Annotated in this window: 18 protein-coding genes; 13 read left to right on the top strand and 5 right to left on the bottom strand. The window is 69.3% G+C overall.

Features of this window, described 5'->3' with window-relative positions:
* The 4 genes from M0L44_RS19090 to M0L44_RS19075 form a co-directional block, all read left to right on the top strand.
* The coding region (locus M0L44_RS19090) for a DUF2345 domain-containing protein (protein ID WP_252771710.1) at positions 1-1990 on the top strand (1990 nt) is incomplete at its 5' end.
* A complete protein-coding gene (locus M0L44_RS19085; RefSeq protein ID WP_252771708.1) occupies positions 1987-3450 on the top strand; it encodes a hypothetical protein in 1464 nt (487 codons plus the stop codon). The genes M0L44_RS19090 and M0L44_RS19085, both read left to right, overlap by 4 nt.
* 14 nt (positions 3451-3464) lie before the next feature.
* The gene (locus M0L44_RS19080) at positions 3465-4493 is read left to right on the top strand and encodes a PoNe immunity protein domain-containing protein (protein ID WP_252771706.1); all 1029 of its coding nucleotides are present in this window, start codon (positions 3465-3467) and stop codon (positions 4491-4493) included.
* 17 nt (positions 4494-4510) lie between these two features.
* A complete protein-coding gene (locus M0L44_RS19075) occupies positions 4511-5029 on the top strand; it encodes a hypothetical protein (RefSeq protein WP_252771704.1) in 519 nt (172 codons plus the stop codon).
* Here the strand turns inward: M0L44_RS19075 and M0L44_RS19070 are convergent.
* From M0L44_RS19070 to M0L44_RS19055, 4 genes are all read right to left on the bottom strand, one after another.
* A complete protein-coding gene (locus M0L44_RS19070) occupies positions 4993-5370 on the bottom strand; it encodes a cupin domain-containing protein (protein ID WP_252771702.1) in 378 nt (125 codons plus the stop codon). The genes M0L44_RS19075 and M0L44_RS19070 overlap by 37 nt on opposite strands.
* A 25-nt stretch (positions 5371-5395) precedes the next feature.
* Positions 5396-7489 carry an oxidoreductase gene (locus M0L44_RS19065; protein WP_252771701.1) on the bottom strand — a complete coding sequence of 698 codons (2094 nt, stop codon included), beginning with the start codon at positions 7487-7489 and terminating at the stop codon, positions 5396-5398.
* A 3-nt stretch (positions 7490-7492) separates the two neighbouring features.
* Entirely contained in the window at positions 7493-8983 is a 1491-nt protein-coding gene (locus M0L44_RS19060; RefSeq protein WP_252771699.1) for an aldehyde dehydrogenase, read from the bottom strand.
* A 117-nt stretch (positions 8984-9100) separates the two neighbouring features.
* The gene (locus M0L44_RS19055; RefSeq protein WP_252771697.1) at positions 9101-10066 is read right to left on the bottom strand and encodes a LysR substrate-binding domain-containing protein; all 966 of its coding nucleotides are present in this window, start codon (positions 10064-10066) and stop codon (positions 9101-9103) included.
* 375 nt (positions 10067-10441) lie between these two features.
* Here M0L44_RS19055 and M0L44_RS19050 point away from each other — a divergent pair, with 375 nt between their 5' ends.
* From M0L44_RS19050 to M0L44_RS19010, 9 genes are all read left to right on the top strand, one after another.
* Positions 10442-11341, top strand: coding sequence for a TorF family putative porin (locus M0L44_RS19050; RefSeq protein ID WP_252771696.1), 900 nt, complete (start codon positions 10442-10444; stop codon positions 11339-11341).
* Positions 11342-11403: 62 nt separating this feature from the next.
* Positions 11404-12396: an ABC transporter substrate-binding protein gene (locus M0L44_RS19045; protein WP_252771693.1), complete on the top strand. Its 993-nt coding sequence runs from the start codon at positions 11404-11406 to the stop codon at positions 12394-12396.
* Between the two features lie 11 nt (positions 12397-12407).
* Positions 12408-13211, top strand: coding sequence for an ABC transporter permease (locus M0L44_RS19040; RefSeq protein ID WP_252771692.1), 804 nt, complete (start codon positions 12408-12410; stop codon positions 13209-13211).
* Positions 13199-14002 carry an ABC transporter ATP-binding protein gene (locus tag M0L44_RS19035; RefSeq protein ID WP_252771690.1) on the top strand — a complete coding sequence of 268 codons (804 nt, stop codon included), beginning with the start codon at positions 13199-13201 and terminating at the stop codon, positions 14000-14002. The genes M0L44_RS19040 and M0L44_RS19035 overlap by 13 nt, the downstream gene beginning before the upstream one ends.
* Positions 14003-14015: 13 nt before the next feature.
* Positions 14016-15629, top strand: coding sequence for a GMC family oxidoreductase (locus tag M0L44_RS19030; protein ID WP_252771688.1), 1614 nt, complete (start codon positions 14016-14018; stop codon positions 15627-15629).
* A 69-nt stretch (positions 15630-15698) separates the two neighbouring features.
* Entirely contained in the window at positions 15699-16103 is a 405-nt protein-coding gene (gene panD / locus M0L44_RS19025) for an aspartate 1-decarboxylase (protein ID WP_252771686.1), read from the top strand.
* 130 nt (positions 16104-16233) lie between these two features.
* Entirely contained in the window at positions 16234-16671 is a 438-nt protein-coding gene (locus M0L44_RS19020; protein ID WP_252771685.1) for a hypothetical protein, read from the top strand.
* A 90-nt stretch (positions 16672-16761) separates the two neighbouring features.
* Positions 16762-17547: an SDR family oxidoreductase gene (locus tag M0L44_RS19015; RefSeq protein WP_252771684.1), complete on the top strand. Its 786-nt coding sequence runs from the start codon at positions 16762-16764 to the stop codon at positions 17545-17547.
* A gap of 89 nt (positions 17548-17636) precedes the next feature.
* Positions 17637-18080, top strand: a complete 444-nt coding sequence (locus tag M0L44_RS19010) for a VOC family protein (RefSeq protein WP_151124363.1) — start codon at positions 17637-17639, stop codon at positions 18078-18080.
* Between the two features lie 25 nt (positions 18081-18105).
* Here the strand turns inward: M0L44_RS19010 and M0L44_RS19005 are convergent, their stop codons facing one another.
* A complete protein-coding gene (locus tag M0L44_RS19005; protein WP_252771682.1) occupies positions 18106-19092 on the bottom strand; it encodes an acyl-CoA thioesterase in 987 nt (328 codons plus the stop codon).
* Positions 19093-19123: the final 31 nt, after the last annotated feature.

Raw genomic sequence — 19123 nt, 5'->3', positions numbered from 1 at the left:
GCTGGCCGTCGAACACCATGTGGCCAACAACCTGGGCGACCAGGCCGCCGAACTGCTCAAGAACACGGCCCTGGCCAAAGGCGGCTACCGCAACCAGTTCCAGGCCGTGCCGGCCGCCGCCCCTGTGCTGCCGCGTCCCGCACGCCGGCCCACCGCGCCCTATCTGCTCACCGCCCGCGTGGTCGGCCTGCAGGACGAAGCCCTGACGACCGAGCGCGACCACCGGGTCAAGGTGCAGTTCCACTTCCAGCGCGGCGCCAGCCCCAACCCCGGCGGCCTGCCGCACGCCTACAGCGCAGATGAGCAAGGCAACGCCCCAGGCAACGAACAGAGCGGCACCTGGGTGCGGGTGGCCACCCCGGCGGCCGGCGCCAACTGGGGCGCCGTCTGGGTGCCGCGCATCGGCTCGGAAGTGGCGGTGCAGTTCATCGAAGGCGACATCGATCGCCCGATCATTGCCGGTGGCCTGCCCAACGGCGACCAGCCCCCGCCCTTTGCTGCGGGCGTGGATGCTGGCGTGAATCACCCCGGCGTGCTGGCCGGCCTGCACAGCCGCACGCTGGATGGGCAGCATACGCAGCAGTGGGTGGTGGACGACGCCCCCGGCCAGCTGCGCACCCGGCTGGCCACCACGCACACCGGCAGCGAGCTGAGCCTGGGCCATCTGATCAACCAGAGCCCCAGCAGCGCCCAGCGCGGCGCCTGGCGCGGCAGCGGCTTCGAGGCCAACACCCAGGGCTGGGCCAGCCTGCGCGCCGGAGCGGGCCTGCTCGTCAGCACCCAGGCGCGCAGCGGCACCTACGGCTCGGCCCAGGGCGCGCAGATGGACGCGGCCGAGGCCCTGGCCCAGCTGCAATCGGCCACCGAGCTGGGCCAGCGCCTGTCACAAGCCGCCCAGGCCATCGGCGCCCAGGCCCTGACCAGTACCGAAGATGGTCAGGACCTCAGCAAACTGCACCAGGCCCTGGACCCGGCCCAGGAGGGGCACCATCCGGACCAGGTCAACGGGCAGGAGGCCAAGATCCCCGCCGATGGCCGGGACCCCAGTCAGGGCGAGCCCGTCCCCGCCTTCGCCCAACCCGCCGTGGTGCTGGACAGCGCCGCAGCCCAGCTGCTGGCCACCCCGGCCAGCGTGCAGCAGTTCAGCGGCCAGCGCCTGAGCCAGATCGTGCAGGCGGACCTGCAGGCCAGCGCCGCCCACACCGCGTCCATCGCTGCGGGCCAAACCGCCAGCCTCTATGCCCACCAGGGCGGGCTGCAGGTCAAGGCGGCCAACGGCCCGGTGTCCCTGCGGGCGCACACCGACGAGCTGAAGCTGCTGGCCGACCAGAGCGTCACCATCACCAGCGTCAACGACGAGATCCGCATCAGCGCCAGCAGCAAGATCGAACTCATCGCCGGCCAGTCGGGCATCACCCTGGAAGGCGGCAACATCACCGTCACCACCCCGGGCAGCTTCGCGGTCAAGGGGGCCACGCATGGATTCCTGGGGGGCGGAAGCCAGGCGGCGAGCTTGCCGGCCTTGCCGACGGGGCAGGTTTCTCGGGCGCCCGTGTTCATGGAGCTGAACCTGCACGACGAGTGGCTGATGCCGGTCGCTGGCGCAGCCTACACCGTGGTGTTCGAAGACGGCACGCAGCGGCAAGGCCATCTGGATGCCAACGGCCATGCCCGGCTGGAAGGCGTGCCCAATTTGCCGGCCCGGGTGTTCTATGGCGAGGACCCGGCTGAACCGGAGGCTCGGGTGGCCTTGCCCGCCAACGACTTCCAACCCAACGCACAGACCAACGAAGAGGCCGAGGCCAACATCAAGGCTTACCTCGAGCGCGCCGAAGCCTTCTGGGCGGAGCAGGCGACCGCCGAGCAGCGAGAGGTTCGTGCCGAGCTCAACGACGAGGGCACCGGCGAGTCCGGCGAAAACCTCTGGCACTACCTGGACGAAGCACAACAGCGGTCGCTGCAGCAGGAACTGCAAGGAGACGGCGCATGAGCGGCGCAACGGCGGTGGCCAGAGGTGGCGCTGCGGTGGCCCAGGCCGAGCGCAGCGGGTGGTTCGACTCGATCAAGAACGAGGCGCTGAGCTTCGTCAAAGGCGACAACAATGCCCCCTGGGCCATCCTGGCCGAGACAGTGATCGGCTGCGTGCCCATCCTGGGCCAGGTGGTGGATGCTCGGGACATCATCAAAGGGCTGGTGGAGGTCAGTGGGGCACCGGCCAGCCCTCTGGCCTGGTTCAACCTCATCACCGCCCTCATCGGCCTGATCCCCGGTGGGGGCGACGCCGCCAAGCGGGCGCTGCGTTCCGTGAAAGCCGGCGCCACACAGGTGGACGATCTGCTGGCGATGATCCGAAGGATCTACAAGGGTGACCCGGAGGCCTTGCTGCGCAAGGTGCTCGATCTGTCCACACTGCGCAAGTCCCTGGACGACATCCTGGCCGATTCACGGCTGACCAGCCGGCTCAGCCCCGAACTCAAACAGAGCGTCGAGGGCATCCGCACCAACCTGACCAAGCAGTTCGACAGCTTCAAGAAGGAGGTGGACGGCTGGTTGGCCAAGGGACGCAAGACCAGTGCCGACGGCCCCCCAAGCGCCAAGGCGCCCGCGGGCACGCCTACAGCCAAACCGGAGACACACGCCAAGGCCGGCACGCAGGAGAAGGCACCCCACAGTGATCCGGCCCAGCCCAAGACGCCCAACGCGGCCCAGCAGCGCACGGCCCGCTTCAAAACGCTGGCCAACAAGTTCCTGGGCGTGATGGGCGAACACATGGCTGACTACCACTGCCAGAACAGCAAGGGTTGGGGCGGCAAGACCGCCCATGACGGGGGTGGCATCAACCCGGCCAAGCTCAACGATGGTGGCCACCTGGTGCAACTGTGGCCGGCGCTGGTGCGTGGTCGCGGCATCGACGCGGTCTGGAAGACCACGGGGGCCGCCAAGCCCTACGCCATCATCGAGGCCAAGGCCAGTTACGACCCGACCATGTCGCTCAAGGCGCTGCTGGGTGAGGCGGGGGACAAGACGGAGGGGACGAATACTGCTTCAACATCGTCAGCGGGCCGACGCGGAGGGCGGTCAGGGAACAAAGGCAGCGGCGGAAGCAACGGTACGACCGACACCACTCGTCAGACCAATGGCAAGGTCACGCAGATGGGGCATGGGTGGATCCAAAACACCAAGCGACTGGGCCGAGCATTGGGAGCAACCTCTGCGGCGTTTGGCGACATTCGTGATCGAGGCGAACGGGTCTACAGCAGACATGTCCTCTTCTTCTCTATCCCGCAGGCTGTTGCCCATGCCGAGGCGTTGATCAAGTTGATTGCGCAGCAGAGTGTTCCGACAGACTTTCATGCAGCGCATGAGGTCACCAGGGAATGGGGTGACGCAGCCATCGACAAGGTTGTCGACAATCGAGCAGGGCTTGAAGGTGCCGCTCGCAAACGTTGAACAGAGCAATGAGCATGGAACTTCACAAGAGACGTCGGCAGCAGTTCTTGGGCGAGACTTACTACACAGCCGTTCTGAAGAGCTGCGATGATGGAGTCGAAGCCGTAGGTTCGATCCTGAGAGCCGCCGTAGCGGAGGGTGACATTCGCTATGCACACGGCCGGGCGCGGGTACTTGCTGAGACCCGATTCGACCGGTTGACCCTGCGCTACACAGCAGGCGAGCCTATCGAGCTCCTGCGGTCCGAACTTGAACATGTCGTCGCAGCCTACGAACGCTATGGCGATCTGCTGTGGTCCTTCCGCAAAGACCGCAACGAAGTGGTCTTCGAGTTCGATGTCATCGACGACTACTGCCAGCTGATGCAACTGGTCGGGCTGTGCTTCCTGCTGCATCGGCGAGATCTGATGCCGAGGATTGCGGCCTTGCAGGACGGGGTGGACGCCACGGGCCAGAAGGGGCAAGGCATGGGCGGGGCCGATTGGGTCTTTGAAGAATTCATGTCCTTTGCCGTTGGTCCCGAGCATCGCTACGAGAGCGAGACCATCCACTGGCCCAAGCCCTATGAAGCCCTTGCCGATGCGTTGAGCAGCGCCGACAACGACGCTGCGCTCAAAGACCTCGACCGCTTCCTCAAGCACTGGTACAAGGACCTGGCCGGCACCGGCTGGCACGACAGCCACAAGCCCGACGAGAACGGCAACCAAGGGGGGTATTACGGCTACTGGAGCTTCGAGGCCGGGGCCGCCTTGCTGCTGCTGGGCATCGAAGACGATTCCAGTCTGCACAAGTACCTGTACTACCCCAAGGATTTGGTGGCCTGGGCGCGAGAGCATGCCAAGTTGAGCCAGGAAGGCGCCACAGCCGAAAGTGAATCCCTGCGCTTGCGCTGCGAAGCTGGCCACCCCTGCCCCAAGTCTGGCTTCTGGTTCACCCCTGCCCGTGCAGGCAGCCGCCAGCGCTTTGAAGCTAGACAGGTGATGCCCGAGGTCGGTGGTGACTATGGCGCCACCATCTGGCAGTGGGACGATCAGCAGGGCTGATGTGGGGAGTGCGGGCCATGCCTCTTCATGATCCCGAGATGTACGGCATCCGCGCCTGTCCCACGGGTTGGAGTGTGGAGATCACACGCCGAGGGACGGTCTATCAGCGCTACTTTGCGGCAGGGCCTACGGGGGATCGCGCTGCGGCCCTGGCGCGCGCCCAGGCGTGGCGCGACGAGTTGGTGCGCAAGCTGCCGGCCCAGACCAAGGCCGAGGCCAGCCAGCGCATGCGGCGCAACAACACCACGGGCTGTCCGGGTGTCTACCGCATGGAGCAGAAGCGGAAGCGCGTCGAGGGTGTGCAGACCTATGTGTTCTGGTCGGCCCGCTCACCCGAAGGCATCCAGCCGCCCAAGACCAAGTCTTTCTCCGTGCAGACCTACGGCGAGCAAGGGGCCTACGAGCGAGCCGTGGAAGCCCGCGAGGCGTTCGTGCGAGAGCTTCAGGGCTATCACCTGCCCACGGTGCCCAGAGCCCTGCATCCGGACGGGCCGGCGGCTCAGGCCGCCTTCACCCCCGAACTCACCGCCAAGTAGCTCTTCCTCACCCCCTCCGACCTGATGTCCCAGACGATGGTGCTGCCGGCGGCGATGATCCAGCTGTCGCCGGGGCCATAGACGACGGTGGCGCCGCTGGCCTCGTCGGTCAGGGCCAGTTGGCCGTCCAGCAGGGTGGCGTGTTCGTCGAAGGGGTAGGTGACGCGGTAGCGGCCGCGGGTGGCGGCGTACAGGCCGCCGGAGACGGGCGAATCGAGCGTGCCGAAGAGGATCTTGCCGGCCACGCGCGGGGCCGGGCCCAGGCTCTGGGCGCCGATGTCCTCGGGCGTGCCCCAGTCGTCCAGGGGCACGCGGTCCATGTCGAGCTTGAAGGGGATCATGGGCTGAAACTTTCTCTGTGTGGGGTCAGGCGGGCGTGGTGGCGGTCCAGGGCACCAGCTGGGCCACTTCGCGCAGGAAGGGCACGGTGTCGCCGGTGTCTTCGGGGCCGTCCAGCCCGCGGGCGTATTTGTGGCCGGCGTACACGGCCGCGGCGATGGGGGCGGGGGCGTTGGCGTCGCCCATCAGTGTGACGCTGCGCAGGCCGGCCTCGGCCCAGTGGGCCTGCTGGGCCAGCAGGCCCTGGTACAGCGCGTCGTTCGGCAGCTTGGCGGTCACCAGCACGGTGGCGGTGCAGGGCAGCCGCTCTTCGTCGCCGGTGAACACACAGGCCAGCTGCGCGCCTTCGGGACCGATGCCCAGCAGGCCGCGGTGCGGGCGCAGGCGCACGCCCAGCTGCAGCAGGCGCTTCTGGATGCGGGCCTGTTCCAGCGTGGCGTGGGTCCAGTTGGAGACGTCGGCCGCCGGGGTGGCCAGGGTGACTTCGTAGCCTTCCTTGGCCAGCAGCTCGGCCAGCACGCCGCCCATGTAGTAGTGGTCGTCGTCGTACAGCAGCACCTGGCGGCCCTGGGGGCGCCGGCCCTGCATCAGGTCGTCGGGGGTCAGCACCTCGGCGCCGTCCGCCACGGGCACCGGCAGGGTGGCAAAGCGGGCCACGCCGTCGCGCCGCCAGTGGGCGCCGGTGGCCACGGCCACGTGTTCAAAGCCGAAGCCCATCACGTCGTCGGCGCTCAGCGGGCTGTCCAGGCAGATCTGCACATTGGCCATCTGCTTGAGCCGGAAGACGCGGTAGTCGCGCACGCGGTTCCAGGCCGACAGGCCAGGCAGGCGCGATTCCAAACTGACCCGGCCGCCCAGCTCGCGCCCGGCTTCGGCCAGCATCACCTCGTAGCCACGCTGGCCCAGGGCCAGGGCGGCCTCCAGGCCGGCGGGGCCGGCGCCAATCACCAGCACCTTGTCGTCCGAGCCCTTGGGAGCGATCTTCTCGGGGTGCCAGCCGCGCCGCCATTCCTCGCCCATGGTGGGGTTCTGGGTGCAGCGGATGGGCGACATGGTGAAGTCGCCCGAGACGCAGATGTTGCAGCCGATGCACTCGCGGATGTCCTCGATGCGGCCCTCTTCCACCTTGCGGGGCAGGAAGGGGTCGGCGATGGACGGGCGGGCGGCGCCGATCATGTCCAGCACGCCCTGGCGCACCAGGCGCACCATCAGGTCGGGCGAGGTGAAGCGGCCCACGCCCACCACCGGCTTGGCCGTGAGCTTCTTGATGCCGGTGACGAAGGGCTCCTGGTAGCCCTCTTGTTCAAAGCGCGAGGTGGTGGAGTCGTTCTCCCAGCCGGCCAGGGTCACGTCCCACAGGTCGGGCAGGTCGCCGATCAGGCCGATCGGGTCGTGGGCCTCGTCGCGGTGCAGGCCCACCGGGCCCATCAGCTCGTCCAGGCTCATGCGGAAGACGACGCCGCACTGGTCGCCCACCACCTCGCGGGTGTCCTCGATCAGCTCGCGGATCAGGCGGGTGCGGTTTTCCAGCGAGCCGCCGTATTCGTCGCTGCGCTGGTTGAAGCGGCGCGACAGGAAGTGGTGCAGCGTGCCCAGGCCGTGGGCGGCGTAGACGTAGACGATGTCGAAGCCCGCGCGCTTGGCCCGCAGGGCCGCGGCCTTGTGCCAGCGCCGCAGGTTGGCGATGTCGCGCTTGTCCATGGCGCGGGCCTGGTAGGGGTCGTTGGTGAAGGTGGCCACCGGCAGATGGCCCGGGCCCATCGGCACCTCGCGGGTGTAGAGGTTGGAGCCGTTCATGCCGTTGTAGGCCAGCTCGATGCCGGCCAGCGCGCCGTGGGCGTGGATGGCGTCCACCGTGCGCCGCAGCGCGGGGATGTCCTGGTCGTCCCAGATGCGCTGTTCGATGAAGGGCGTGATCTCCGAGGTGTGGTGGATCTCGGCCTGCTCGGTGCAGACGACGCCCCAGCCGCCTTCGGCCTTGATGCCGCGCATGGTGGCGTGGGCGGTCGGATCGCGGTAGCCCATGCCGTTGCACTGGGGCACCTGGTAGAAGCGGTTCTTGGCCGTCACCGGGCCGATGCGCACCGGCTCGAAGAGGATGTCGTAGCGGGGGTCTCTCATGGCTCAGCGGAACTGCATCCAGGTGGTCTTGAGTTCGGTGTACTTGTCGAAGGAATGCAGGGACAGGTCGCGGCCGAAGCCGGACTGCCGGCCGCCGCCGAAGGGCACGGTCACGTCCAGCGCGTCCACGGTGTTGACCGACACGGTGCCGGCCCGCAGGGCGCCGGCCACGCGGTGGGCGCGGTGCAGGTTGTCCGTCCACAGCGAGGCGGCCAGGCCGTAGATGGAGTCATTGGCCAGGGCAACGGCCTGCGCCTCGGTGTCGAAGGGCATCACCGCCAGCACCGGGCCGAAGATCTCTTCCTGCCACAGCGGCTGCTGCGGGTCCACGCCGGCCAGCACGGTGGGGGTGACGAAGTTGCGGCTGCCGTTGATCTGCAGCTGCTGCCCGCCGGTGATGAGGGCTGCGCCCTGCGCCTGGGCGTGGCTGATGTGCTGCATCACGCGGGCGGTCTGGCGCTCGTCCACCAGGGCGCCCATGCGGGTGTCGGCCAGCAGCGGGTCGCCCGGCTGCCACAGGCGGCTCTGGGCCACCAGGCGCTCCAGGAAGTCGTCGTAGATGGCGCGTTCCACCAGCAGGCGCGAGTTGGCCGAGCACACCTCGCCCTGGTTGAAGAAGATGCCGAAGGCGGCCTTCTGCACCGCCAGGTCCAGGTCCGTGCAGTCGGCAAACACCAGGTTGGCGCTCTTGCCGCCGCATTCCAGCCACACCTGCTTCAGGTTGGACTGGGCGGAATAGGCCATGAAATGCTTGCCCACCTCGGTGGAGCCAGTGAAGACCAGGCAGTCCACGCCGGGGTGCAGGCCCAGGGCGCGGCCGGTCACCTCGCCCAGGCCGGGCAGCACGTTCAGCACGCCGGGCGGCAGGCCGGCTTCCAGGGCCAGCTCGGCCAGGCGCAGCGCGGTGCCGGGGGACTGTTCGGCCGGCTTCAGGATGACCGAGTTGCCTGCCGCCAGCGCGGGGGCCAGCTTCCAGGCCGCCAGGTCCAGCGGGAAGTTCCAGGGCACCACCGCGGCCACCACGCCCAGGGCCTCGCGGGTGATGGTGGCCAGCACGCCCGGCGGCTGCGGGGCCACCTGGCCGTAGAGCTTGTCCACGCTCTCGGCGTACCAACGGAACACGTGGGCCGCGCCGGGGATGTCCACCGCCAGGGCGTCCTGCACCGGCTTGCCCACGTCCAATGATTCGAGCAGGGCCAGCTCCTCCACATGCTCGAGCATGAGCTGCGACAGGCGCAGCAGCACCTGCTTGCGCTGGGCCGGCGCGCAGCGCGACCACACGCCCGAATCGAAGCTGCGCCGCGCGGCGCGCACGGCCTGTTCCACGTCGGCCTCGCCGCAGGCGGCCACCTGGCCCAGCAGGCGGCCGGTGGCCGGGTCGTGCGAGGCATAGGTCTGGCCCGAGAGGGCCGGGGCGAAGCGGCCGTCGATGCAGGCCTCGGTCAGGTAGCGCTGCCGCAGGGCGCGGGCATGCCAGTCCAGTGGGGTGTCCAAAGCAGGGTCTCCTTGCACCAGGGTTCACGGGGGATCGTGCCCCAAGGGCATGGCGCCGCCAAGCAGCAAGAAACTGCCTGTGCCATAGAAAAAAGCTGGGCGGGGGCCCAGCTTTGTTCAGGCCGCCTGGCGCACCTGGCTCAGGTCCGTCACCTTGGGCGGCAGGGCGTGGGCGGCGTCCAGCTGGCCCAGCATCTCCTTGCAGTGCTCCACGAAGAGACGGGCCGGCTTGGTCAGCGGCGAGCGGGCCAGCCAGGTGGCGGCCAGCTGCGAGCCGCTGACGGGTTCGCGCAGCGGGCGGCACACCAGGCGGCGGCCGTCGTAGCTGGCGTTTTCGCGCGGGCGGGTCACCAGCAGCGAGAAGCCGAAGCCCTGGCCCACCATGCCGCGCACCATCTCCAGCGAGGGCGAGCTGAACACCACGTTGGGCGAGAGCCCGTGCTCCTCGAAGACCTTGATGAAGTAGGTGCGGCTGGGCTGCACGTCCAGGTGGATCATGGGCTCGTGCACCAGCTGGTGCAGCGAGACATCGGCCTGCTCGGCCAGCAGGTGGCCCTCGGGCAGCAGCACATAGGGGCTGCTGGGGCGCATCAGGGGCTCCACCTCCAGCGTGCTGTCCAGGTCATGGCGGAACAGGATGGCCAGGTCGAAGCGGCCGTTGGTCAGGCCGTGCACCAGTTCGTGCTGCTCGCCGTCGTGCAGGCGGATGCTGACACCCGGAAAGCGTTCCTGGAAGCTCTTGAGCAGGGTGGGCATGTACAGCGGCGCCACCGTCTCGAAGCAGCCGATGTTGATCTGGCCGCCGGTCAGCTCGTTGTCGGCCATGGCGTTCTGCTCGAAGGCATGGGCCGACTGCAGCAGGGCCTGGGCTTTTTCATAGAAGCGCTGGCCGGCCTGGGTGAGGTACATGCCCTGGGCGTGCTGGCGGATGAAGAGCTGCACGTTGAAGGATTCCTCCAGCCCCTTGATGGCGGCCGAGATGGAGGGCTGGGCGATGAAGAGCTGGCGCGAAGCCTCGGCCACGGTGCCGCACTTGACCGTGGTCACGAAGTACTTGAGCTGCCGCAGGGTGTAGTTGGCCATCGCAAATTCCTTGAAAACGTCGGGTCTCAAGCAGCAAATTCCATGCGCGCATTTGAGGCCCATCAGCCCGGGAAGGGGAAGCGGGGTCTCTCCCGACCCAGGACTTTCTGAGGGCCAAACGATATTTCTCCGAATCAGGCCCCCAAGCCTGGTGCGCGCGGCCTGCGCCAGGGCCGTGAACGGGGGTGCGCTGCGGGTCCGTCCCGCCTGCGGCGCCGGGCCTGCACCATGGTTTGCCGGGCGCCGCACTGAGATGGGGCACGCCCGTCAAAGCGAGTTTTTTGCTCGCATCGGCTCACAAATTTCGTGCTTTCGCGACCGGGGGGCCGCACGCAACCATCACGGCCAGTCAACCAAGCTGAACTGGAGATGTCGATGAAGCGAGCGGTTTCGCTGCGTGGTGTGCGCGGCGCGGGGGCCTGGGTCGGGGCCGTGGGCGTGGCGCTGGCGAGGGCCTGGAGCGGTGCTGCCCTGGCGGGCGATCTGACGGGGCATGTGGACCTGGTGTCGCGCTACTACCTGCGCGGCCAGACGACCACCTACGGCAACAGCACGCCCCTGGGCAATGCGGGGGCCGACGCGCCCGAGTCCGACCACGTCACCCCGCAGTGGGGGGCGGACTACAGCCACGAGAGCGGCTTCTACGCCGGCTACTGGGGCTCGACCATCAACTACTCCTACCGCCAGCTGGGCGATTCGTACCGCAACCGCTCGATCACCGACTTCCAGAAGGACAAGTCGATCGAGAACGACCTGTACGCCGGCTACAACGGCACACTGGGCGACTGGGGCTACTCCGTCGGCCTGACCTACTACGTCTACGTGAACGGCGCGCATTCGAACGCGCCGGAAAGCAAGCTGGCCCTGAGCTACGGCCCGGTCACGCTGAATGCGCAGACCCTGCTGCAGGACGTGACCTGGGGCAACCAGGGCGACACCTACTGGAGCGCGGTGTACACCCGCGCGCTGCCCTACCAGCTCTCCTTCACCGCCACGCTGGGCTTCTACACCTACCGCAAGGAGGGGAAGTACAACGGCACCGAGGACACGCTCAGCGGCACCGCCTGCGGCGCGGGCGAGGCCTTCATCGTCAACGGCTGCTATGCCGGCAAGACCCCGGTGGGCAGCGCGTTTCGCCACCTCACCCTGGGCCTGACCCAGCCCATCGCCGACACCGGCCTGACCTGGGGCGCCCAGTTCATCGTGGGCGGGCGCAACCGCTTCGACGTCAAGCAGGACAACCGCGCGGTCGTCTCGCTGAGCTACGGCTTCTGAGCCGCGGCCCCTCCCGACTTTCTCTTCCGATCCCTTCCTTCTCATTGCAGGAGTGCATCACCATGACCCGATTCCTTCGCCATGCCCTGTCCCGTCTGGCCCTGGCCGTGGGCGCCAGCGCCGCGCTGCTGGGCGCTGCCCAGGCCGGCACGCTGTCCATCGGCCACACCACCTGGGTGGGCTACGGCCCGCTGTTCGTCGCCCGTGACCTGGGCTACTTCAAGCAGGCCGGCCTGGACGTGCAGCTGACCACCATCGAGGAGTCCTCGCTCTACATGGCGGCCATGGCCTCGGGCAAGCTCACCGGCACGGCCTCGACCATCGACGAGATCCTGAAGTACCGCAGCCCGCAGTTCTGCTTCCGCTCGGTGCTGGCGCTGGACGAGAGCGCGGGCGGCGACGGCGTGGTCACCGCCAACGGCATCACGAGCATCAAGGACCTCAAGGGCAAGGCCGTGGCCGTGAACGAGGGCTCGGTGTCCATGTTCTGGCTGTCCTACCTGCTCAAGCAGGCGGGTCTGGGCGTCAAGGACATCGAGGTCAAGAACATGACCGCCGACGACGCGGCCTCGGCCTTCATGGCCGGGCGTGTGCCCGCCGCCGTGACCTGGGAGCCCAACCTCACCATGGTCAAGCAGAAGAAGGCCGGCCAGGTGCTGGTGGACAGCCGCAAGACGCCGGGCGTCATCGTGGACGTGGTGGCCCTGCGCTGCGATGTGATCGACAAGCAGCCCGCCGACGTGAAGGCGCTGGTGGAGGGCGTGAACAAGGCCGTGGCCTACATGAAGGCCCACCCGGCCGAGTCGGCCAAGATCATCGCCAAGGGCGTGGGCGGCTACCTGTCCAAGCCGGAGGACGTGAGCGAGGCGCTCAAGGGCGTGCGCTTCTACGACACCGCCGGCAGCGCGGGCCTGATGGGCCAGCCGGGCAAGCCCGGGCCGCTCAAGGACGTGGTCTCGCTGGCCAACGAGACCTGGAGCGTCATCCAGGGCAAGACCTTCAATGTGGGCTATGACGACCTGGTCGACACCCGCTTCCTGAAGCCGGCGCACTGAGGAGGGCGGCGATGTCGAGTGCAAGCCGACTGCTGCAGCGCTGCCTGACGCCCAAGGCCGCGCTGCCCCGGCAGGTGGTGCTGGGCGCGGCCGCCCTGAGCTGGCTGCTGATGCTGGGGGCCTGGTGCGCGCTGTCCTACGGCGGGCTGGTGCCGGCCATGTTCCTGCCCACGCCGGTGGATGTGGTGATGGCGGGCTGGCACCTGGCCGAGGACGGCACGCTGCTGGAACACATCGGCGCCAGCGTGGAGGTGGTGCTGGTCGGCTTCGCGGTCTCGTCCGCGCTGGCCATCCCGCTGGGCCTGTTCATGGGCTCCTTCCGCCTCGTGCAGGCCCTGCTGGATCCGCCGGTCAACTTCATCCGCTACCTGCCGGTCACCTCCTTCGTGCCGCTGTTCATCCTGTGGATCGGCATCGGCCTGGAGCAGCGTGTGGCGGTGATCATCTTCGGCGTGTTCTTCCAGCAGCTGGTGATGGTCTCGGACGTGTGCCGCGGCGTCAGCAAGGACCTGGTCAACGCCAGCTACACCCTGGGCTGCAAGCGCCGCGACGTGCTGCTGCATGTGCTGGGCCCGGCTTCGCTGCCCGGCGTGCTGGACACCCTGCGGGTGACCATCGGCTGGGCCTGGACCTACCTGGTGGTGGCCGAGCTGGTGGCCGCCTCCAGCGGCCTGGGCTACATCAGCCTGAAGGCCATGCGGGGCCTGCAGGTGGACGTGATCTTCCTGGCCATCGCGGTGATCGGCCTGCTGGGCCTGGCCACCGACCAGATCTTCCGTGTTCTCAGAATGAAGGTGTGCGCATGGGCGCAGTGAATCTCGAAACGGCGCCAGCGCGCCTGCAGGTGCGCGACGTCAGTCTGCGCTACCCCACGCCCACCGGCGGCACCTTCGTGGCGCTGGACAAGGTCTCCCTGGAGGTGCCGGACCAGCAGTTCGCCGTCATCGTCGGCCCCTCGGGCTGCGGCAAGTCCAGCCTGCTGTACCTGACCGCCGGCCTGAACGAGCCGACCGAGGGCGAGATCTTCGTCAGCGGCCAGCGCGTCACCGGCCCCGGGCCGGACCGCGGCATGGTCTTCCAGGGCTACACCCTGTTCCCCTGGCTGACCGTGCGGCAGAACATCGAGTTCGGCCTGAAGCGCCGCGGCATGCCACCGGCCCAGCGCCAGGAGGTGGTGGACCACTACCTGGACGAGGTGCGGCTGCGGCCCTTTGCCGACAACTTCCCCAAGCAGTTGTCGGGCGGGATGATGCAGCGCGTGGCCATTGCCCGCGCCCTGGCCAACGACCCGCAGATCCTGCTGATGGACGAGCCCTTCGGTGCGCTGGACAGCCAGACCCGCCACCAGATGCAGCGCCTGCTGCTGCGGGTGTGGGAGCACGCCAAGAAGACGGTGGTCTTCGTCACCCACGACATCGACGAGGCCATCCTGCTGGGCGACCGCGTCTACGTGATGGGCGCGCGGCCCGGGCGCATCCGCCAGATCATCGACGTGCCGCTGGCCCGCCCACGGCCCGAGGACGTGGAGCTGGCGCCGGAGTTCATCGCGCTCAAGCGGCAGATCGTGGACCTGCTGCACGACGACCTGCACCGCATCGACCCCTGAGGTGAGCCCCGCCATGAACGAGAGCTACGACTACATCGTGGTGGGCGCGGGCTCGGCCGGCAGCGTGCTGGCCCGCCGCCTGAGCGACGACCCCGGCGTGAGCGTCTGCCTGATCGAGGCCGGCGGCAGCGACGCCAGCCCGCGGGTGCAGGTGCCCGCCGGCACCATCACCCTCTACAAGAGCCGGCGCTTCAGCTGGAACTACCACTCCACCCCGCAGGCCGGGCTGGACGGGCGCAGCCTGCACTGCCCGCGCGGCAAGGCGCTGGGCGGCTCCGCCTCGATGAACAGCATGATCTACATCCGGGGCTTCGCCTCGGACTACGAGCGCTGGGCTGCGGCCGGCTGCACCGGCTGGGGCTGGCAGGACGTGCTGCCCTACTTCCGCCGCTCCGAAGGCAACCGCCTGGGCCAGGACCCGGCCCTGCACGGCCAGGACGGCCCGCTGCAGGTGGACCGCCCGCGCGATCCCAACCCTGTCTCGCGCTGGTTCGTGGAGGCTGGCCGCCGCCTGGGCCTGCCGGTCAACACCGATTTCAACGGCCCCTCGGCCCTGGGCGTGGGCGTCTATGACCTGACCCAGCGCGACGGCCAGCGCCTGTCCAGCTACCGGGCCTTCGTGGCGCCGGTGCGTGGCCGCGCCAACCTGACGGTGCTGACCGGGGTGGAGGTCGACCAGCTGTGGATGGACGGCGCCAGCGTGAAGGGCGTGCAGCTGCAGGCCCCCGCGGGCGGTGCGCCCCGCCGTCTGCAGGCGCGGCGCGAGGTCATCCTCTGCGCCGGCGCCATCGGCTCGCCGAACCTGCTGTTGCGCTCGGGCATCGGCCCGCGCGCCCAGCTGGAGGCCGCGGGCGTGCCGGTTCGGGTGGACCTGCCCAGCGTGGGCCAGAACCTGCAGGACCACCTGGACGGCCTGGTGACCGTGCGCTCGCGCTCGCCGCTGACGCTGGGCTTCTCGCTGGGCTCGGCCTGGCAGGTGCTGAGTGCGCCGCTGCGCTACCTGTTCAAGAGGAAGGGCTGGCTGAGCACCAACTATGTGGAGGCCGGCGGCTTTGCCTGCACGCCGCTGAGTGAGGGCGAGCCCGATGTGCAGTTCCACTTCGTGCCGGGCTACCGCAGCCACCGCGGCCGCCTGTTCGAGTGGGGCCACGGCTACGCCATCCACACCTGCGTGCTGCGCCCGCGCAGCCGGGGCGCGCTGCGGCTGGACGCCCAGGGCCGGCTGGCGCTGGACTACAACTTCCTGTCCGACCCGCAGGACGCGCGGGTGCTGATCGAAGGCATGCGGCTGGCCCGCAAGATCCTGGCCGACCCGGTGTTCGACGGCATCCGTGGCCCGGAGATGCTGCCCGGCCCCCAGGTGCAGAGCGACGAGGACTTCCTGGCCAATGCGCGCGCGCATGCGGCCACGGTGTTCCACCCGGCGGGCACCTGCAAGATGGGCGTGGACGCGATGGCCGTGGTGGCGCCCGACCTGCGGGTGCACGGTGTGAGCGGCCTTCGCGTGGCCGATGCCTCCATCATGCCGGTGCTGGTCAGCGGCAACACCAACGCGCCCTGCATCATGATCGGCGAGAAGGCGGCGGACCTGGTCCGCGCGGCCTGGGGGCGGACGGCCACGGCGTGAGCGGTCCGGGCCTGGCGCGGCCAGAGCGGGGACAATGCCGGTTTCCCGTTCCGCCGAGGCCACCCGCCCATGTTCCGCACCCTGCTCAAGTCCAAGATCCACCGCGCCATCGTCACCCACTGCGAGCTGCACTACGAGGGCTCCTGCGGCATCCCCGAAGATCTGCTGGAGGCCGCGAACCTCTGCGAAAACGAGCAGATCCACATCTGGAACGTCAACAACGGCGAGCGTTTCGTCACCTACGCGATCAAGGCGCCGCGCGGCAGCGGCATCATTTCGCTCAACGGTTCGGCCGCGCGCCGGGCTTCGGTGGGCGATGTGGTCATCATCGCGGCCTTCGCCCAGGTGCACGAGGACCAGATCGGCCACCATCAGCCCCGGCTGGTGTTCATGGACGAGCAGAACCGCATGAAGGAGCTGCGCGCCGAGGCCCAGAACCCCCCCCAGGTCTCGCCCTGGCCGGCCCGCACCTGACCGTCACCTGAAAGCTAGGGGGGATTCGTGCCCCCCGAGGGCGCCTTGAATGGCCCGCCGCTTGGTTAGCATCGCGGGGCGGCGGCCGCCCGAGCAAGGGGGCGCCGATCCAAAAAGAGGGGTTGCTGCTGTGTCCTGCACTGTCTGTCGGGCCGACGCGCCACCGGCGCCGCCAGCGTCGGCGCCTGCCCGTGGGGCGGCCCGCGGGTGGCTGCTGGGCGCGTTGGGTGCGGTGGGCCTGCTGGTGCTGGCCGGCTGCAGCCACGCGCCGGCCGAGCAGCTGGAACTGGCCGAGGCCATCGCCCAGCAGAGCGTGGACGAGGCCGATGTCGACCTCGACCCCGTGCATTCGCAGATCCTCGACCGCGAGGATGCGATGTTCGAGTACCACGTCTGTGCGCTGGGCAGTTTCACGCCTGCCGGTCCCGGCGAGCCCTGGAAGCAGCGGCTCATCGTCACCGTCGACTGGATCACCGAGACCGGCAGCACCCGCTTCGACGACGGCCGCACGCCGCAGGAGCGCCAGACCTTCGAGCGCGAGTGGCGCGCGCGCTGCGGCGCGGGCTGAGCCCTGCGCCGGACAAGGGCGGGCCGTTCTTCGTAAGCTGCTCGCCGGGGGCATCCGCACTGTGCGGGCCCGATGCACGGAGAGACGAACATGGACCTGGGTTTGACGGGCAAACGGGCGCTGGTGCTGAGCGCCGGCAGCGGGCTGGGGCGGGCCATCGCGCTGGCGTTGGCGCGCGAGGGGGCGACGGTCTGCGTGGCCAACCGCAGCGCCGCGCCGGTGGAGGAAACCGCCGCGTTGATCCGGGCCGCCGGCGGCCAGGCCCATGTCTTCCACTGGGACCTGGCCGAGGAGGCGCAGTGGCGCGCGGGCGTGCAGGCGGTGCTGGACCGCGTGGGCGGCATCGACATCCTGGTCAACAACACCGGCGGCCCGGCGCCTGGGCCGGCAGATGGCCAGGCCCCGGAGGTCTGGCGTCGGGCCTTCGAGGCCATGGTGCTGTCGGTCTTCGGCATCACCGACCTGCTGCTGCCGGGCATGCGTGAGCGCGGCTGGGGCCGCATCATCACCAGCACCTCCTCGGGCGTCATCACGCCCATTCCCAACCTGGGGCTGTCCAACAGCCTGCGGGCCGCGCTGCACGGCTGGTCCAAGACGCTGGCGCGCGACGTGGCCGCGCAGGGCATCACCGTCAACGTGGTGGTGCCCGGGCGCATCGCCACCGCCCGCACCGCCTTCCTGGATGCGGCCAAGGCCCAGCGCGAGGGGCGTGATGCCGCGGGCGTGGAGGCCGAGGCCGCCGCCACCATCCCGATGGGCCGCTACGGCCGGCCGGAGGAATACGGCGACGCAGTGGCCTTCCTGGCCAGCGAGCGGGCGTCCTACATCACCGGCACCACGCTGCGGGTGGACGGCGGGCTGATCCCCAGCATCTGACGGGCGGCCGCCCCGGCCCGGGAAACCCTGCCGGGGCCGGGGACACGGGAATGGCTAGCATCGGACCGGCACAGCCAAGGAGCCGCCGCATGCACGCCATCACCACCAACCCGGGGCCGATGTCGCCCTTCCACCTGGCCTTTCCCGTGCGGGACCTGGCCGAGGCCCGCGCCTTCTACGGCGAGCTGCTGGGCTGCCCCGAGGGTCGCAGCTCGCCCGAGTGGGTGGACTTCAACTTCTACGGCCACCAGATCGTGGCCCACCTGGCCCCGGGCGAGACCGGCGATGTCTCGCGCAACGCGGTGGACGGCCATGGCGTGCCGGTGCGGCATTTCGGCATCGTACTGCCCATGGCCGACTGGCAGGCCCTGGCCGATCGCCTGACTGCCCGCGGCACGGCTTTCGTGATCGAGCCCTACATCCGCTTCAAGGGCGAACCCGGCGAACAGGCCACGATGTTCTTCCTGGACCCGAGCGGCAACGCGCTGGAGTTCAAGGCCTTCTCGGACATCACGCGGCTGTTTGCCAAGTGAGCCGGGCGGGCCCGCAGCGGCCCGTTCAGCGCGCCGGCATGCCCGGCACGCTGAAGCCGCCCTGGCCGTCCTCCACCCAGCCGCGGAACAGGCATTCCTGGGTGGCGGTGGCCAGCAGGGTGCCGTCGCGCTGGTAGAAGTGGCCGGTGGTCAGGCCGCGGGCGTTGCCGCTGAAGGGGCTTTGCGCGTCCACCAGCAGCCAGTCGTCCACCCGCGGGGCGCGGTGCAGCCACAGCGTGTGGTTCAGGCTGGCCAGGTACAGGCCGGTGCCGATCTTGGCCTCCAGGTGGGCCATCAGCGGGGTCAGCGGCATCCAGTAGTCCGACAGGTAGCCGATGGCCGCGCGCTGCAGCACCGGGTCAGCCGGCAGGTCGTGCTGCAGCCGCACCCAGAAACGCAGCCGCGCCTCGGGGTCGCGCCGGAACAGGAAGGCCTCCGGGTCCACCAGACGCAGCTCGGCCGCGCGCGACTGGCCCAGGCGACGCGCCGCGGCGGTGGGGATGCGGTCGGCGTAGGCCGCGCCCACCTCTTGCAGCGTGCGCAGGCTTTCCGGCGGCGGCGCCTCGGGCATGGCCCGCTGGTGGTCCGGGCTGGGCTCTTCGTTCTGGAAGGACACGGTGGCGCTGATCACGGTGCGCGTGCCCTGCGTGCCCAGCACCTGCTGCACCTGGAAGCTGCGGCCCTGCATCAGCGTGCGGACCTGGTAGTGCATCTCCTCGCCGGGGTGGCCCGGCGCCAGGAAGCTGACCTGCACGCTGTGGGCCCAGCGGTCGCTGATGCCATGGCTGGCCGCGGCGATGGCCTGGCCGATGAGCTGGCCGCCGAACAGCGCGCCGTTGATGTTCACGTCGGCATGCGGGCTGTAGAGAGCACCGCTGTCGCTGAAGCGCAGACGCATCAGCTCGACCAGGCCCAGCTTGTCCCAGCCCTCGCCGCTGCCCAGGTCGGGCGCGACGGTGTTGAACTTCTCGGTGCCGGCGGCGCCGGAATGGGGGGTGCTGGGGGTGGACATCGGGGGAACAGCAAAAGAGGACGGTCGTTCG

The sequence above is a fragment of the Ideonella oryzae genome, assembly GCF_024055665.1.
GTDB classification, from domain to species: Bacteria; Pseudomonadota; Gammaproteobacteria; order Burkholderiales; family Burkholderiaceae_C; genus Ideonella; species Ideonella oryzae.
Note: the sequence above shows the minus strand (reverse complement) of the source record. Positions and strands in the feature narration are given on the sequence as shown.

Coding starts and splice junctions, on each gene's coding strand:
- M0L44_RS19055 (WP_252771697.1), bottom strand. CDS start 10,066: ATGGCCAACTACACCCTGCGGCAGCTCAAGTACTTCGTGACCACGGTC.
- M0L44_RS19070 (WP_252771702.1), bottom strand. CDS start 5,370: ATGATCCCCTTCAAGCTCGACATGGACCGCGTGCCCCTGGACGACTGG.
- M0L44_RS19005 (WP_252771682.1), bottom strand. CDS start 19,092: ATGTCCACCCCCAGCACCCCCCATTCCGGCGCCGCCGGCACCGAGAAG.
- M0L44_RS19050 (WP_252771696.1), top strand. CDS start 10,442: ATGAAGCGAGCGGTTTCGCTGCGTGGTGTGCGCGGCGCGGGGGCCTGG.
- M0L44_RS19040 (WP_252771692.1), top strand. CDS start 12,408: ATGTCGAGTGCAAGCCGACTGCTGCAGCGCTGCCTGACGCCCAAGGCC.
- M0L44_RS19010 (WP_151124363.1), top strand. CDS start 17,637: ATGCACGCCATCACCACCAACCCGGGGCCGATGTCGCCCTTCCACCTG.
- M0L44_RS19065 (WP_252771701.1), bottom strand. CDS start 7,489: ATGAGAGACCCCCGCTACGACATCCTCTTCGAGCCGGTGCGCATCGGC.
- M0L44_RS19080 (WP_252771706.1), top strand. CDS start 3,465: ATGGAACTTCACAAGAGACGTCGGCAGCAGTTCTTGGGCGAGACTTAC.
- M0L44_RS19075 (WP_252771704.1), top strand. CDS start 4,511: ATGCCTCTTCATGATCCCGAGATGTACGGCATCCGCGCCTGTCCCACG.
- M0L44_RS19015 (WP_252771684.1), top strand. CDS start 16,762: ATGGACCTGGGTTTGACGGGCAAACGGGCGCTGGTGCTGAGCGCCGGC.
- panD (WP_252771686.1), top strand. CDS start 15,699: ATGTTCCGCACCCTGCTCAAGTCCAAGATCCACCGCGCCATCGTCACC.
- M0L44_RS19085 (WP_252771708.1), top strand. CDS start 1,987: ATGAGCGGCGCAACGGCGGTGGCCAGAGGTGGCGCTGCGGTGGCCCAG.
- M0L44_RS19035 (WP_252771690.1), top strand. CDS start 13,199: ATGGGCGCAGTGAATCTCGAAACGGCGCCAGCGCGCCTGCAGGTGCGC.
- M0L44_RS19030 (WP_252771688.1), top strand. CDS start 14,016: ATGAACGAGAGCTACGACTACATCGTGGTGGGCGCGGGCTCGGCCGGC.
- M0L44_RS19045 (WP_252771693.1), top strand. CDS start 11,404: ATGACCCGATTCCTTCGCCATGCCCTGTCCCGTCTGGCCCTGGCCGTG.